A 14,623-nucleotide genomic window follows, 5' to 3' on the forward strand; every position below is an offset into this window, starting at 1 on the left:
CGGGCCGAGGCCCGGCGGAGCCGGACGGCAAGCTCCGAGGAGTCGAAGTTGAGTACTGCGCTGTCGTCACCTTCGTCCAGCAGCTACGGGGGCCCGGATCCCTGGACGCCGGCCGCGCGAACGGTGACAATGACGGCGCGGATGGCGCGGGCAACCGCCATCGCACCGAGAGCGACGGCGGCCATCCAGAGCCCGGTGGAATGCGGGCGCCGGGACATGCGGGCGTAGCGGCGAGTCCATCGGCACGCCGTGCCGAGCGCGTACATGAGGTACAGGCCGGCCCCGCCGTAGAAGAACGTGATCTGCGGAGTCGTCATGTCGGCCGTGCTGAAGGAGCCGGCGAAGACCTCGTGCGGCACCGACCCGGCAGCCGCAGTGATCGCCACCGCGCCGATCCCGACAACGACGGCTTCCTTACGGGCCCTACGTCGGCCCGCATCCTCGTCGGCTGCTGAGCGAGATGCGGGAGCGGATGCGCGGCCTCGCCCGACGCGCCGCGACCTACCCCGCCGAGGGCATCGACTACGGGGCGGTCCGCTACTGACGGGCGGTGCACCCGTACGGGGGCTCAGGGGTGTCCGCGACCACGCGTACGCGCCCCTGAGCCTCCCCCGATCGAGCGGAGAACACGAGGAGACCACGAGTGAGGCAGGGGACATGACAGGGAGTGGGCAGGGGCCGCGTACCACCGGCCCGTGGGCGGCGCTGGCTGCCCTGTCGCTGGGACTGTTCATGATCGTGGTGGACACGTCGATCGTGTCGGTGGCCGTGCCGGCCATGGTGCGCGGCCTCGGCACCGGTCTCAACGCGGTGGTGTGGGTCACCAGCGTCCACCTGCTCGCGTACGCCGTCCCCATGCTGTTCACCAGTCGGCTCGGCGACCGCTACGGCCCCCGGCGGGTCTTCGTCGCCGGGGGCCGTGTTCACCGCGGCCTCCCTGGGCGCCGGGCTCTCCACGGGCGTGGAGACGCTGATCGCCGCCCGCGCGGTGCAGGGTCTGGGGGCGGCGCTGCTGACCCCGCAGACCCTGACCCTCATCACTCATCTCTTCCCGGACGGCGACCGCGGCCGGGCGATGGGAATCCTCGGCGGAGCCTCCGGGCCGGCCACCGTCACCGGCCGGGCGACGGGCGACGCCGACCTGGGGACGACCCCCCCATGGCCTCCCCGGACACCTGGCCCGCCGAGGGCACCAGCTCGCCGAACAGGCCGTCCACAACGGCCTGACCCAGGCGGCGAGGGAGACCCTGATCCCCCTGATCGCGGTCCTTCTCCTGGGCACGCCGACCGGCGCCGCGATGCGCTGTACCGCACCGGCCCAGGGCCCCTCACAGCCGACCGATCATCCTTCCCCGCGCACCCCCGTCACCCTCAGGAAAGGCTCCTCATGATCTCCCCCGCTCGGTCCCGCGCGTCGCCCTCGTCACCGGCGCCAACAAGGGCGTCGGACGCGCCGTCGTCGAGCAGCTCGCCGACCTCGGTACGACCGCCTACCTCGGAGCCCGCGACGGAGAGCGCGGCCGGGCGGCCGCGAGTGAACTGCGCGCCGACGGCCCCCCGCGTCGTCAACATCAGCAGCGTGCTCGGCTCGCTCACCGCCGCCGCCGAGAACCACGACCCGACCGGCGCCTTCCCGGACGGCGGCTTCCCCGTCCTCCTCGGCTACAGCCTCTCCAAGACCGCGGTGAACGCCCTCACCGTCATGTACGCCAACGAACTGCGCGAGGAGGGCATCCTCGTCAACTCCGTCTCCCCGAACTGGGTGCCGACCGATGCCAACGACCACTCCGGCATCCTGTCGCGGGAACAGGGCGCCGTCATGCCCGTACGGATGGCCACGCTCCCCGACGGCGGCCCGACCGGCACCTTCACCTGCTCCGACGCCACCGGGGCCGGGTTGACGCTGCCCTGGTGAGCGGGGCGCCGCGGGCCGGGTCACGCTTCGTACCGCACCAGTCGTACCGGTCCGAAGAGGCCCGTACGGACCTGGCCCGCGGTGACCGCCGTCGTCGGGGACGCGTCGTCCAGGTAGCCCGCGAGGGTGCCGCGGACCACGATCTCCAGGTCGTTCTCCCCGGGGCGCAGGGCACCGGTGATCTCGGTGCGCCAGGGGCCCCAGACGAGCCGGTCGACCAGCGCGCCGTTGACCAGCACGTCGGCCGTGCCGCGCACCTCGCCCAGGTCGAGCACCAGGCGCCCGCCGGGCGGTGCGCGGAAGACCGTACGGTGGCGGACCTCGCCGCCCAGGGCGCGCAGCCCGAGCTCCTCCCAGGCCACCAGCTCCGCCGGGGCCTCGGCGACCTCGGCCTCGATCGCCGTGTCCAGCAGGGCGCCGCCGTGCCGGCCGTCGGTCGCCGTGACCCGCAGCAGGACCTCCGTCCCGGCGGGCAGCGGGGCGGGGAAGCGGACCCGGCCGTCCGCCGCCGGACGGTACGTGCGGTCCGCCGCCGTCACCGCCACATCGAGGGCGGTGGGGATCCGCAGCGCGGTCGTCCCCAGCGGCGCCGGGAAGCGGAGCCACTCGGTCCGTGCGCCGTCTTCCCCGGCGGCCGGTGACCGGGGCACCAGGGGCAGTACGACACCGCCTTGCGCCGCTCCCGGCTCCAGCCAGCTCGCGCCGGGCAGCGGATGCGGTCTGACCCGGGCGCACAGGAAACGCGGGTCGCGCGGGTGGTGCCGGCGCGGCGCGGCCGATGTCCAGCCCGGGCCGCTGAGCACGTCCAGGGTGCGGGAATCCACCGTCGCCGCGCCGCCCTCGCCGAGCCGCAGCGCCAGCGTGTTCTCCCCCGGGCGCAGCACCGTACGCAGGTCGTAGGGGTGCACCCGGATCTCGCGGTGGCCCGGGTACGGGTTGAAGTCGCCCTGGCGGCCCACCTCGACGCCGTTGACCAGCACCGTGCAGGCGCCCTCGCAGCCGACCAGCACCTCCGCGTCGTCCGGGACCTCCGCGAGCCGGAAGACCCGGGTCGGCTCCGTGCCGGTCAGCCACTCCGGCCTGCGGTACGCGGCGGGGTCGGTGACCACGGCGAAGGAGGCGCGCAGCGGCCCGTCGCGCTCGGCGGTGAACTCGATCTCCACCTCGACCGTGCGCCCCGCCGTGTGCGCGGGCAGCGGGCTGAAGGACTGGTACCCCTCGCCCTCGGCGGGCAGTCCGGTGCCGTCGATCCGTACCCGGCGCGCCGCCCCTGCCCCCACGGCGAGCCAGCGCGCCGCCCCGTCCTCGCCCCCACCGTCCCCGGCCGTCCCGTCGGGCTCGGGCAGCTCGATCCGGGTGCGTACGGCGACGGTGGCGCCGCGCGGCACATGGCGCCAGTCGAGGAACTCCTCCGGTACGTACCCCTTGGGGCCCAGCGGCCCTTGGTGCGCGGGGTCCTTGTGGATGCCGCGGGAGAGCGACCACCGGGCGGGCCGCCAGGTTCCGTCCGGGTCGCGGACCTCGGCGAACGGGCCGTACCCGGCGACGACCGGCCGCCAGTCGCCGGGCCCGTCGCCGTCGGCCCGGTGCTCCAGGCGCCAGACCTCCACGGGCAGGACGCCCGTACGGTCGGCGGCGGCCAGGTCGCCGTGGGTGTTGTCCAGCGTCGAGCGCGCCAGCGCCCGCCACGGGCCCTCTACGGGGGTGCTGTCCACGGGCTCGCCCAGCGGCTCCCGGGTGGCGTCGGGCAGCTCCGCGCCGAGCACGAGCAGGGTCATGGGGCCGTCGGCGAAGTCGACCTCCACCGTCCAGAAGTCCCCGTCCCCCTCGTCGGCCACCGTCAGCTCCGTACGCGCCCCCGTCCGCGGGTCCCAGCGCTGCGCCCGCAGCGGCGGCAGGCCCTCGACGGTGACCCGCGCGCGCCGGTCGCCCGGCGGCACGAAGACGTAGCCGTCCTCCCGCAACTGGCGCCAGTACTCGTCCCACGGGAAGCCCGCGTCGGCCCAGTCGTGCCGGTCCAGCCCCGCCAGCCGCGTCATCGGCGCCTTCGTACCGCTGAGCTCGTCGTGCGCGGCGAGCAGCACCACCCAGGTGTCGTCCGGGGGCCGTGCCGGGTTCTCCCGCGGCGTCGCGCCCCCCGGTGCCCCCAGCCGCCGCAGCAGATACGGCGCGTCGGCCCGTACCCGGACCGGCCCCGCCGCCAGCGCCGCCGGTACGTCCCGCGGAGCGGCGACCCGCACCGCGAGCCCGGCCAGCGCCGGGCCCACCGGGCTCCGGCCGACGCGGATCACCCGGCCGCCCGCCCGCGCGAACTCCGCGAGGACCGACTCCGCCGCCGCGTCGACGAGCGCCACGTCGGGGATCACCACATTGCGGTAGGTCTCCCGGCCGATCCGCAGCCCGCCGTCCCCGGTGACCGTGGCGCCCGCGACGGTCGCCTCGTCCAGCGTGTCGTGATCGGCCCCGGCCCGCTCCAGCACCCCGCGGCGCTCCGCGAACCAGGCGCTCACGCCGTTCAGTTCGTGGTACGCGGCGACCGCGCGCCGCGCGGGCGGCAGCGGCCCGTCCAGCGTCAGATACGCCTGGGCGGTGCTCGTCGGGGAGAGCAGCACCGTGTCGCAGACGTGCGTACCGGCCGACAGCACCGAGCAGAGCCGGGTCACCGCCCCGGCGAACTGGTGGTACGAGGGCCAGTACGGCTGACGCCAGCAGGTGGACGGCGGGGCCCACTCCCACCAGCCCCCGGCCGTCGAGTAGTAGACGGCGTGCGGGTCGTAGAGGTTGGCGCCCCGGCGCAGAAAGGGCGCGAGCCAGTCGTACGTCTCCTCCAGCGTGCCGCCCCAGCCGGAGGAGTGGAACGCCTCGATCCAGGTCCGCGGGCCGCCGTGCGCGTGCGCCAGTGAACTGTGCGCCTTCGGGTCGCCCCAGTGGTCACTGCCGGGCGCCCCGTACCCCTTGTGGGTGCCCAGGTAGTCGCCGTAGAGCAGCACCCCGCCCACCGGATCGCCCTCCCGCGCCGGGGACGCCTGGTCGAAGCCGCAGACCAGCCCCCGCTCGGCGAACCAGTCGTCCAGCGGGTCGAAGAACGCCCGGCGCGCCAGCGTGGCCCGGTGCGCGTGGTAGTCCCGGCGGACCCGCGCCGCGTCCCGGCTCACGGCCCCGAGATACCGGGCGCCCTCGGCACTCCGGCCGCCCGCGAACAGCGCGGAGCGCAGCGGCACCAGGTCGTACCCGTACGCCTTCTCGAACGTGGCCGCGAAGTCCCGCCCCCAGGTCGGCATCGGCGGCAGCTCGTCCTGGAAGAACCCGGGGATGACCGTGCCGAACCAGTGCCCCACCTGGCGCTCCAGCTCGCCGTGCACCTGGTCGAGCAGGGCCGCGCACGCCTCGGTGCCGAAGTAGTCGAAGCCGCTGACCCGCTCCTCGATCACCCCGTGGGCCCCCTGGTGCAGGGCGAGTCCGGCGAAATCGGGGCGCCCGGCGGTGAGCCTGCCCTGGAAGTTGGCGCCGGAGAAGCCGATCTGGTCGTACATCCACAGGTGGAAGCCCAGCTCACGCGCGTCCTCGCAGGCGCCGTCCAGCAGCTCGATCCACCGGGGGCTGAGGAAGGGCGGATCGTCGGCGAGCGAGCCGAACATCGGCCCCGTCGGCGCCAGACACATGACCACGGCCTGCCGTACGCCCTGCGAGACCAGCTCCGTCATCTGGCGCCGCAGACCCTGCCGCGTGACCTTCGCGCCGCTCCACCACCAGAGGGGCAGCGGGGTGTACTCCGGCCCCGGCGCGGTGAACCGGGCCAGGAGCTCGCCCGCGCTCGTGCGGGTGTCCGTGTGCGCGTTCGCGGTTCCGATTGATCCCGGATTCATGCCCGCATTCCTGCCCCTGCTCATGCCGTGGCACGCTCCGCCTCGATCAGCTCCAGCGGCTTGCCGGAGGTATTGGGCATGAAGAAGAACCCGACCACGCCGCTGACCAGCAGAAACAGCGACAGCAGACCGCCCACGACGCCGAGCCCGACCTGCGCGAGCGTGGGTACGAAGAAGCTCCAGACGCCGAGGAACACGCGCGCCACCCCGAAGGTGAAGCCCTGCGCCGTGCCGCGCAGCATGGTGGGGAACAGCTCCTGGCTGAAGACCTTGTAGAACGCCTCGCCCGCGAGGGCGCCGCCCGCGCTGAACAGCACGATGTTGACGATGATCACCGGGATCGTGAACGGCAGGACGAGGAAGAGCGCGTACGCCACGATCTGCAACACCGAGCCGACGCCCCACAGCAGCCTGCGCGTCCCGTGCGCCCCATCCGCATGCCGCATGAACACCAGCACCGTCACCGCGATGCTGATCACGAAGCCCGCGCAGGACAGCGCCACGCCCGCGGCCTGGCCCCCGGCGCCGAGCGTCTGGACGAAGTACGGCGTGAAGATGCCCGCCGTACCGGCCGCCAGCCCCCAGAAGACGTAGATCGTCCCGGTCCACGCCAGGGCCCGCAGATGGGCCCCGGAGAACAGCTGCCGTACGCCGTGGCCCGCGGCCGTCCCGGCGGCCGTCCCCGCGGCCGCGGCGGCGGACGCGGCCTGCCAGCGCGGTGACTCGCTGAGCCCCTGGCGCAGCGCCCAGGTGATCAGGGCGACGACGAGCAGATGGAGGAAGACGATCCGGATGCCCAGCAGTCCCAGCGGGGCGAGCACCAGGGCCAGCACCAGGACCACCACGGGCCCCAGCGACCAGGCCACCTGGGTGAAACCGAGCAGCCTGCCGCGCGACTTCGGCGGCGAGAACTCGCCGACCAGCGCCAGTGAGGTGGGCACGTCCGCACCGACCGCCACCCCGATGACGAAGACCCCGAGGAAGAGCATGAGGGAGTCGAAGGAGAGCGCGACACAGAGCACCCCCGCCGCGTACACCAGCAGGTCGTACTTGTAGATGCGCTTACGGCCGAGGCGGTCACCCAGCCGGCCCCCGATGAACGCGCCGATCGCGCAGCCGACCGCGTTCGGGCCGATCGCGGCGAGCGCGCCCACCACCGTGCTGCTCAGCTCCAGATACGTCTGGAACAGGGCCAGCCCGGCGCCGAGGGCCACGATGGATCCCGCGTCCAGATAGGACGCCATACCGGCCAGGACGGACCATCGCCACTGCTGGGAGCTGACCTCCTCCCGGCCGACGGCTTCGCCAGGGGCAGCTCCGACCGTCCGCTGGGCCATGGCTGTTCCTCCTACACGACGTTGTGCCGGGGGGATTTCGGGGCCGGTTGGACCGTACGAGTGGTGTTCATCCGAAGAACTGCGAAGCGGCGGCGTAGCTCCTGGGTTTCTCAAGATGCGTACACATCATGAGGAAGGTATGTAGATCGCCCCGACCGAAAGCGCAACTCGAAGCAGCAGATCCGAAGCAAACAGCAGATCCGAAACAGCAGATCCGGAACTCGATCGAAAGCGAGGGGTCATGGCCGCCTTCAAGGTCAAGAAACTGTGGACCGTCTTCCTCACCGCGTTCTTCGCGGTGCTCGCCTCCCTGGGGCTCACCACCCCGGCCACCGCCGCCGCCCGTGGCGCCCAGCAGCCGGCCGACCGGTCCGGCGCCGACACCGCCGGCCGGCCGGAGCAGGCGCCCGCCGCCGCGCACCGGGCCGCCGCGTCCGTACCGGCGGCCAGATCGTCCGTGCCCAGGGCGACCGTGCCCCGGGCCCTGCCGCGGGCCCGCTCCCTGCCGCCCACGATCAAGCAGCGCATCCGCGCCGAGGCGCACGGCTCGTCACCGTCGGTCCGTCACCTGCCCGCCCTCGCGGTGCCGGACGGTGAAGGTGTTCACTCCGGTGTCGGCGTCGGTGCCGGCACCGGTGCAAGTGCCCGCTCGGACGCCTATTTCGCTGCCCACGGTGACACCCGTTCGGATGCCTCCTCCGGTGCCCGGGCCGACGCTCACCCGCACGCCTCCTCCGGTGCCCGCGGTGACGCCCGTCCGGATGCCCGCTCCGCCGCCCGCCCGGACTCCGCCGCCCGCCCGGACTCCGCCGCCCGCCCGGACTCCGACGCCCGACCCGACGCCCGTGCCGCCGCGGCACTCGTCGCGGCGTGAGGCGCTCGTACGGCCCGGGTGGTCAGGGACGGTCGTCCCGGTTCCGGTCCCGCTCCCCGGTCTCCGCGTCGTCCTGCTTCGCCTGTACCTCGGCGTCGAGCGGATCGACCACATGGCTGCCCTCCAGGGGACTGCCGTCCACCGATGTCAGCGGGGCGCGCTCCGAGACCTCCGTGGCGGCCGGCGGCTCCACCAGCCAGTCCGGGTTCGCCTGCTTGTCCCACCACTTCCACGCCGCGAAAGCTCCACCGGCCACCACACCGAGGACCGCGAGGCCCTTGGCGATCCGGCCGGCCCTGGCCCGGCGCTCGTGCTTGCGCACCAGCTTCCGGATCTCCTTCGGTGTGACCTGTCCGCGCAGGGCGGCCAGCGCCGCCACCGAACGCGCCGCGGCCTGCTCCGCCACCGGCTGGGCCGTGGCCACCGCCAGACCGACCCGTGGCACCGTGTAGTCCGCCGCCTGACGGGCGGCCCTGCGGGTGCGTACGGCGGCACGGTGAGCCGCGTCATCGACCTTCGGGGGTACCCGGGGCGCCACATACGTTCCGTACTGAACACGAGCCTGCTCGGCGGCTTTCGAGACCGCCGGCGCGAGCCGTACCCGTGCTTCGCGGGCGTACAGCGCCGCTTGTTCCTTGGCCAGAGTGGCCTGCTCCTTTGCCGTGCCGGCGTAAGGGGCCACCGCTTCCGCGGCGTGCTGCACGCTGTCCTTCGCCGAACCGGTAGCGGCGAGCACGCTGTCCATGCGGGTCACAGGATCATCCTCCTCGGTGGCGTTCCGTATGTCGCCTGTCCACCCTTTTCGAAATCATGCCTGCCGGTGACGATCCCGGCACGCGTTACGGGCATCCGTGTCATCCCGGGCGTCCGTCCCTTCGGCATGCCCGACGGGCCGTCTGAACCCGCCCTCAGGCCCTGACTTCCGGCCTGACTTCCGGCCTGACTTCCGGACCTTCCCCGGGACCTGCCTTCCGCGGCCGCGTTCCGCCGCTGCTTCCGTGCGAGGATCGTGCACGTCAGCGACGACTCACGGAAGGCACATCGTGGCCGAGCAGCTTTACGCCACCCTCAAGACCAGCCAGGGCGACATCGAGCTGCGGCTTCTGCCCTACCACGCGCCCAAGACGGTCAAGAACTTCGTCGAACTGGCCCAGGGCGAACGGGAGTGGACCCACCCGGCGACCGGCCGGAAGACGACGGAGCCGCTCTACGACGGCACTGTCTTCCACCGCGTGATGAAGGGCTTCATGATCCAGGGCGGTGACCCCCTGGGCAACGGCACCGGCGGTCCGGGGTACGAGTTCGCGGACGAGTTCCACCCCGAGCTGGCCTTCGACAAGCCGTACCTGCTGGCGATGGCCAACGCGGGACCGGGGACCAATGGCTCGCAGTTCTTCATCACCGTCTCGCCGACCGACTGGCTGAACCGCAAGCACACCATCTTCGGCGAGGTCAGCGGCGCCGCGAGCAAGAAGGTCGTCGACGCGATCATCTCCGTCCCGACCAACCCGGGCACCAACCGCCCGCTCCAGGACGTCGTGATCGAATCGGTCGTCGTCGAGACCCGCTGAACCACCGGCCCCGTGCCGACACCACCGGCCCCCGTGCCGACCCGCCGCCGACCGGTTCCCGCACTCCGGGAACCTTCCCGCCCTGCCCGTCCGTAGTGGTTACATACCGGACGGGCGGGGCGGTGCGCTGCGTACCGCCCGCCGCCACGAAGACCGAGGGGACCGATGGACCAGCCGCCAGGAGGCCGCGGAGGCCAGGACCAGCCCGCCGTCACCGACGGCCCGCCGAGCTGCTACCGCCATCCCGGCCGGGAGACGGGCATAAGCTGCACGCGCTGCGACCGGCCCATCTGCCCGGAGTGCATGATCAGCGCCTCGGTCGGATTCCAGTGCCCCGAGTGCGTCCGACAGGGATCCGGTACGGGCCACGGCGCCACCGCCAACCTGCCGCGCACCCTCGCGGGCGGCACCGTCGCCGCCGACCCGCGGCTGCTCACCAAGATCCTGCTCGGCATCAATGTCGCCGTCTTCGTCGCCGTCCTCGCCGTGGGCGACCATGACCGGCTCGTCCTCGACCTCGGGCTCATCGGCGGCGCCTACAGCTCGGGCCAGGTCATCGGTGTCGCGGACGGCGAGTGGTACCGGCTGGTCACCTCGATGTTCCTGCACCAGGAGGTGTGGCACATCGCCTTCAACATGCTGGGCCTGTGGTGGCTCGGCGGTCCGCTGGAAGCCGCGCTCGGCCGCGCCCGCTATCTGGCGCTCTACCTGCTCTCCGGGCTGGCCGGCAGCGCGCTCACCTATCTGATCGCGGCGCCCAACCAGCTCTCGCTGGGCGCGTCGGGCGCCGTCTTCGGGCTGCTCGGCGCCACCGCCGTGCTGATGCGCCGGCTCAACTACGACATGCGGCCGGTCCTCGCCCTGCTGGCGCTGAACCTGCTCTTCACCTTCACCTGGAGCGGTATCGCCTGGGAGGCCCATGTCGGCGGCCTGGTCGCGGGCGTCGCGATCGCCATAGGGATGGTCCACGCGCCCCGGGCGCACCGGACGGTGGTGCAGTACGGGACGTGCGCGCTGGTGCTGCTGGTGACGGTCGGGATCGTCGTGGCCCGGACGATGCAGCTCACCTGAGGCCGATCCAGGGGGCAGTTCCGGCAGTTCCGAAGTACACCTGAGGCCAGTTGTCCACAGAGTGTGCCGGATCTTGTGCATCCTGTGGGGAACATGCGTGCCCCTTGTCGCCGGAACGGGTTTGACCAGCGGAGACAAGGGGCTGTCACATGATCGGAGGGACCGGATCGGTCACACCGGCGTCAACGACCCGCGGGGTTATCCACAGATCTTCTGACCTTTTCCCCTGCCTGTGGATAACAATGTGGACAAGCGTGGGGAGAGCTTGACGGGGAGCGGCCGGGCCGCTACTTCCACTGGGTGGAGACGCCGAAGCCGGCCGCGATGAAGCCGAACCCGACCACGATGTTCCAGTTCCCGAAGCTCTTCATCGGGAGATCGCCCTCGGTCACGTAGAAGACGACGATCCACGCAAGCCCGATCAGGAACAGGGCCAGCATGACCGGAGCCACCCAGCTGCGGTTGGTGAGCCTTATGGCGGTCGCCTCCTTCGCCGCCGGGGGCGGTGTGAAGTCGGCCTTCTTGCGGATACGTGACTTCGGCACGAGGGACTCTCCTGTCGATGCGCTGCGTGACCGCGCAGGGGACTGTTAACGGGTCCCGGGGCGGAGAGCAGGGGGAACCGCCGCCCCCGGGCGTCCGTTAGCGTAGTGCTTCCGCGGCGCCTAAGGAGATAAGGGTACGTTGAGCAATTCAGCCGACTCTCCCCCAGGGCTGGTGAACCGGCCGGACGAACAGCCGGGAAACCCGCCGGGCCGCCGGTCACGGATACGCCCCGTCCGGGGCCTCACGGCCGCCGTCTTCGCCCTCGCCGGGCTGATCTTCGTGACGAGCTTCAACACGGCCAAGGGCACCAACATCCGTACGGACACCTCGCTCCTCAAGCTCTCCGACCTGATCCACGAACGCGACCGGAAGAACGCCGAGCTGGGCGACACCACCGCCGCGATACGGCGCGGCAACGAGCGGCTCGTCAGCCGTGACCACGGCACCTCCGAGGCGGAGAACGCCCAGCTGCGCGCCCTGGAGAGCGCCGCGGGCACCAAGGAGGTCACGGGCCCCGGCCTCACCGTCACCCTTGACGACGCCCCGCCCGACGCCACCGCCAACCCCGGCTACCCCGAACCGCAGCCCAACGACCTCGTCATCCACCAGCAGGACCTCCAGGCCGTCGTGAACGCGCTGTGGCAGGGCGGCGCCGAGGGCATCCGCGTCATGGACCAGCGGCTGATCTCCACCAGCGCCGTCCGGTGCGTGGGCAACACCCTGATCCTCCAGGGCCGCGTCTACTCCCCGCCGTACCGGATCACGGCCGTCGGCGACCGGACCAAGCTCCGCAAGGCGCTCGACGACTCGCCCGCGATCCAGAACTACGAGCTGTACGTGAAGGCGTACGGACTCGGCTGGAAAGTCGATGAGCTGCGCAAAGAGACGCTCCCCGGCTACTCGGGCACGATCGACCTGCACTACGCGACGCCCGCGGACGACGGGGACGAGTGACGAAGAGCAAGTCCGGAACCTCCGCGCAGCTGGCTCATCACCGCCCACGTGCCCCCGCGGCCCTTTAGTCTGGTGCCGTACCGCCTGGTGCGGTACCGAACGGAAGGGACAGCATGTACGGCTGGATCTGGCGTCATCTGCCGGGCAACGCATTGGTACGGGCGGCGATCTCGCTCGTGTTGGCGCTCGCCGTCGTCTACGCGCTGTTCCAGTACGTCTTCCCGTGGGCGGAGCCGCTGCTGCCGTTCAACGACGTGACGGTCGACGGAGCGGGGGCGGCCCGATGAGCGCGCGCATCCTGGTCGTGGACAACTACGACAGCTTCGTCTTCAACCTCGTCCAGTACCTCTACCAGCTCGGGGCCGAGTGCGAGGTCCTGCGCAACGACGAGGTGGCCACCTCGCACGCCGAGGAGGGCTTCGACGGCGTCCTGCTCTCCCCGGGCCCCGGCACCCCCGAACAGGCCGGTGTCTGCGTCGAGATGGTGCGCCACTGTGCCGGGATCGGGCTGCCCGTCTTCGGCGTCTGCCTCGGCATGCAGTCGATGGCCGTCGCGTACGGCGGCGTCGTCGGCCGGGCGCCCGAGCTGCTGCACGGCAAGACGTCGCTCGTCACGCACGAGGGCAGGGGCGTCTTCGCCGGGCTGCCCTCGCCGTTCACGGCGACCCGCTACCACTCGCTCGCGGCCGAGCCGGCCGAGCTGCCGGCCGAGCTGGAGGTCACGGCGCGGACCGAGGACGGGATCATCATGGGCGTACGCCACCGTGAACTGCCCGTCGAGGGGGTGCAGTTCCACCCGGAGTCGGTGCTCACCGAGCACGGCCACCTGATGCTGGCCAACTGGCTGGCGCAGTGCGGTGATCCGGGTGCCGTGGACCGCTCGACGGGACTGGCGCCGGTGGTGGGCAAGGCGCTCGCGTGACCCCACCGCGCCCCGAACACGGCGCCGGTCACGGGTCCGCGTACGAGCCGGAGGGATACGGACCGGGCAGATACGAACCGGACGGATTCCGGCCGGGTCCGTACGGGGACACCCGCGCGTTCGAGGCGGCGGTGGACGGCCTCACCGACCCGCTGAACGACCCCCTGCCGGGGCAGCGCGCCGCGGAACAGCGACAGCCCCCGGAGCGGCGGCAGGGGCGGCACAGGGGCCCGCGGCGCGACGAGCCGCCGGAGCCGGGACCCGGGCGCCCGCCGGCGCCCGTGCCGGGGGCCGCGGCCGAGCCCGAGTGGTCCGGGGACTACTACCGGCAGTACGCGGCGGAGCCGCCGCGGCCGCTGTACGACGGCGGCGGAGCGCCCCCGCCCATGGCCCCGGCACCGGCTCCGCGGCAGGCACGGCCGCACCCGGATCCGGCCCCGGCACCCGCTCCCGCCGCCATACCCCCGGCCGGCTCCGCGGACTCCGGCGTGGCGTCGTTCGTGACGCAGCCGATGCCCGTGGTGGAGCCCGTGCCGGGCCCGGGACCGCTGCCGGCCGCCGTGCCCGTACCGGCGGCGCCGGAGCCCCGTACCGGGGGCCGTGCGGAGCGCCGGAGAGCGGCGGCCAAGAGCGGCGGCAGGGGCCGCAGACGCGCCGAGGCGCCGGAGGACGAGGACACACCTGAAAGCGGCGGAAGCGGCCGTAACGGCGTAGGCGGCGGAGGCGGCCGGAACGAGGCGGAGCGGACGGCCCCGGGCCCGGCGGGGGCCGCGGCGGCGTCCTCCCGGCCGCTCTCCCGGCTGGAGGCGCGGCGGGCGGCGCGCGCCCTCAAGGAGAGCCCCGCGGTGATCGCGAGCCGGGCGATCGGTGAGCTGTTCATCAGCTTCGGTGTGCTGATGCTGCTGTTCGTCACGTACCAGCTCTGGTGGACGAACATCCGGGCCGACCAGATCGCCGGCAAGGAGACGAACAAGATCCAGAGCAACTGGGCGGAGGGACGGCAGCCCGGGAACTTCGCGCCGGGGCAGGGCTTCGCCATCATGCACATCCCGAAGCTGGACGTCGTCGTGCCGATCGCGGAAGGCATCAGCAAGGCGAAGGTCCTGGACCAGGGCATGGTCGGCCATTACGCGGAGGGCACGCTCAAGACGGCGATGCCCTCCGACAAGCAGGGCAACTTCGCGGTGGCCGGACACCGCAACACCCATGGCGAGCCGTTCCGTTACATCAACCGGCTGCAGCCCGGCGACAAGATCATCGTCGAGACGCAGAACACGTACTACACGTACGACATGACAAGCATCCTGCCGCAGACCCCGCCGTCGAACGTGAGCGTGATCACTCCTGTGCCGCCGGGATCCGGGTTCACCAAGCCCGGCCGCTACATCACGCTGACGACGTGCACCCCCGAGTTCACCAGTACCTACCGCCTGATCGTGTGGGGCAAGATGGTGGAGGAACGGCCGCGCAGCAAGGGGAAGCCCGACGCACTCGTCGGCTGAGGCCGGCGGGGACCCCGCGCGGCCCGGCCGACGAACGAGCGGCCGGAATCACGACAGGGAAACGG

At 72.5% G+C, this 14,623-nt stretch carries 13 protein-coding genes and 3 pseudogenes; 11 read left to right on the forward strand and 5 right to left on the reverse strand.

The genetic code is table 11. From position 1 onward, the window contains the following. Positions 1-83: 83 nt before the first annotated feature. Positions 84-386 carry a hypothetical protein gene (locus AB0P17_RS04800; protein WP_365807580.1) on the reverse strand — a complete coding sequence of 101 codons (303 nt, stop codon included), beginning with the start codon at positions 384-386 and terminating at the stop codon, positions 84-86. A gap of 346 nt (positions 387-732) precedes the next feature. Here AB0P17_RS04800 and AB0P17_RS04805 point away from each other — a divergent pair. The 4 genes and pseudogenes from AB0P17_RS04805 to AB0P17_RS04820 form a co-directional block, all read left to right on the forward strand. After that, positions 733-852, forward strand: a pseudogene (locus AB0P17_RS04805) (hypothetical protein); the annotation flags it as partial. 109 nt (positions 853-961) lie between these two features. Further along, a pseudogene (locus AB0P17_RS04810) lies at positions 962-1,063 on the forward strand (hypothetical protein); the annotation flags it as partial. A 281-nt stretch (positions 1,064-1,344) separates the two neighbouring features. Beyond that, a pseudogene (locus AB0P17_RS04815) lies at positions 1,345-1,494 on the forward strand (hypothetical protein); the annotation flags it as partial. Between the two features lie 85 nt (positions 1,495-1,579). Next, a complete protein-coding gene (locus tag AB0P17_RS04820; protein WP_365807695.1) occupies positions 1,580-1,915 on the forward strand; it encodes an SDR family oxidoreductase in 336 nt (111 codons plus the stop codon). A 20-nt stretch (positions 1,916-1,935) separates the two neighbouring features. Here AB0P17_RS04820 and AB0P17_RS04825 read toward each other — a convergent pair whose 3' ends face one another. Both AB0P17_RS04825 and AB0P17_RS04830 read right to left on the reverse strand, forming a co-directional pair. Continuing rightward, entirely contained in the window at positions 1,936-5,781 is a 3,846-nt protein-coding gene (locus AB0P17_RS04825; protein ID WP_365807581.1) for a hypothetical protein, read from the reverse strand. Positions 5,782-5,801: 20 nt separating this feature from the next. After that, positions 5,802-7,118 carry an MFS transporter gene (locus AB0P17_RS04830; RefSeq protein ID WP_365807583.1) on the reverse strand — a complete coding sequence of 439 codons (1,317 nt, stop codon included), beginning with the start codon at positions 7,116-7,118 and terminating at the stop codon, positions 5,802-5,804. 241 nt (positions 7,119-7,359) lie between these two features. Here AB0P17_RS04830 and AB0P17_RS04835 point away from each other — a divergent pair, with 241 nt between their 5' ends. Next, entirely contained in the window at positions 7,360-7,992 is a 633-nt protein-coding gene (locus AB0P17_RS04835; RefSeq protein WP_365807585.1) for a DUF6344 domain-containing protein, read from the forward strand. Between the two features lie 22 nt (positions 7,993-8,014). On the opposite strand, the gene AB0P17_RS04840 is transcribed toward AB0P17_RS04835, so the two are convergent. After that, positions 8,015-8,746, reverse strand: a complete 732-nt coding sequence (locus AB0P17_RS04840) for a DUF5324 family protein (protein WP_365807587.1) — start codon at positions 8,744-8,746, stop codon at positions 8,015-8,017. A gap of 289 nt (positions 8,747-9,035) precedes the next feature. On the opposite strand from AB0P17_RS04840, the gene AB0P17_RS04845 reads away from it, so the two are divergent. Next, on the forward strand, positions 9,036-9,563 hold the full coding sequence (locus AB0P17_RS04845; protein WP_365807588.1) for a peptidylprolyl isomerase: 528 nt from the start codon (positions 9,036-9,038) through the stop codon (positions 9,561-9,563). Between the two features lie 165 nt (positions 9,564-9,728). Then, positions 9,729-10,634: a rhomboid family intramembrane serine protease gene (locus tag AB0P17_RS04850; protein ID WP_365807590.1), complete on the forward strand. Its 906-nt coding sequence runs from the start codon at positions 9,729-9,731 to the stop codon at positions 10,632-10,634. 287 nt (positions 10,635-10,921) lie between these two features. Here AB0P17_RS04850 and crgA read toward each other — a convergent pair whose 3' ends face one another. Then, entirely contained in the window at positions 10,922-11,179 is a 258-nt protein-coding gene (gene crgA, locus AB0P17_RS04855) for a cell division protein CrgA (RefSeq protein ID WP_365807593.1), read from the reverse strand. A 223-nt stretch (positions 11,180-11,402) separates the two neighbouring features. Here crgA and AB0P17_RS04860 point away from each other — a divergent pair, with 223 nt between their 5' ends. The 4 genes from AB0P17_RS04860 to AB0P17_RS04875 all read left to right on the forward strand — a co-directional run bounded on the left by AB0P17_RS04860 (position 11,403) and on the right by AB0P17_RS04875 (position 14,558). Continuing rightward, entirely contained in the window at positions 11,403-12,134 is a 732-nt protein-coding gene (locus tag AB0P17_RS04860; protein ID WP_365807697.1) for a DUF881 domain-containing protein, read from the forward strand. Between the two features lie 113 nt (positions 12,135-12,247). Further along, on the forward strand, positions 12,248-12,421 hold the full coding sequence (locus AB0P17_RS04865) for a hypothetical protein (RefSeq protein WP_365807594.1): 174 nt from the start codon (positions 12,248-12,250) through the stop codon (positions 12,419-12,421). After that, positions 12,418-13,056: an aminodeoxychorismate/anthranilate synthase component II gene (locus AB0P17_RS04870; RefSeq protein WP_365807596.1), complete on the forward strand. Its 639-nt coding sequence runs from the start codon at positions 12,418-12,420 to the stop codon at positions 13,054-13,056. The genes AB0P17_RS04865 and AB0P17_RS04870 overlap by 4 nt, the downstream gene beginning before the upstream one ends. A 131-nt stretch (positions 13,057-13,187) precedes the next feature. Then, positions 13,188-14,558, forward strand: a complete 1,371-nt coding sequence (locus tag AB0P17_RS04875) for a class E sortase (protein WP_365807699.1) — start codon at positions 13,188-13,190, stop codon at positions 14,556-14,558. Positions 14,559-14,623: the final 65 nt, after the last annotated feature.

Source organism: Streptomyces sp. NPDC088124, assembly GCF_040685895.1.
In the GTDB taxonomy this organism is placed as follows: Bacteria; Actinomycetota; Actinomycetes; order Streptomycetales; family Streptomycetaceae; genus Streptomyces.

Bases quoted from the DNA above. Each gene is read 5' to 3' on its own strand.
- AB0P17_RS04825 (WP_365807581.1), bottom strand. From the start codon at position 5,781: ATGAATCCGGGATCAATCGGAACCGCGAACGCGCACACGGACACCCGC.
- AB0P17_RS04830 (WP_365807583.1), bottom strand. From the start codon at position 7,118: ATGGCCCAGCGGACGGTCGGAGCTGCCCCTGGCGAAGCCGTCGGCCGG.
- AB0P17_RS04835 (WP_365807585.1), top strand. From the start codon at position 7,360: ATGGCCGCCTTCAAGGTCAAGAAACTGTGGACCGTCTTCCTCACCGCG.
- AB0P17_RS04850 (WP_365807590.1), top strand. From the start codon at position 9,729: ATGGACCAGCCGCCAGGAGGCCGCGGAGGCCAGGACCAGCCCGCCGTC.
- AB0P17_RS04865 (WP_365807594.1), top strand. From the start codon at position 12,248: ATGTACGGCTGGATCTGGCGTCATCTGCCGGGCAACGCATTGGTACGG.
- AB0P17_RS04870 (WP_365807596.1), top strand. From the start codon at position 12,418: ATGAGCGCGCGCATCCTGGTCGTGGACAACTACGACAGCTTCGTCTTC.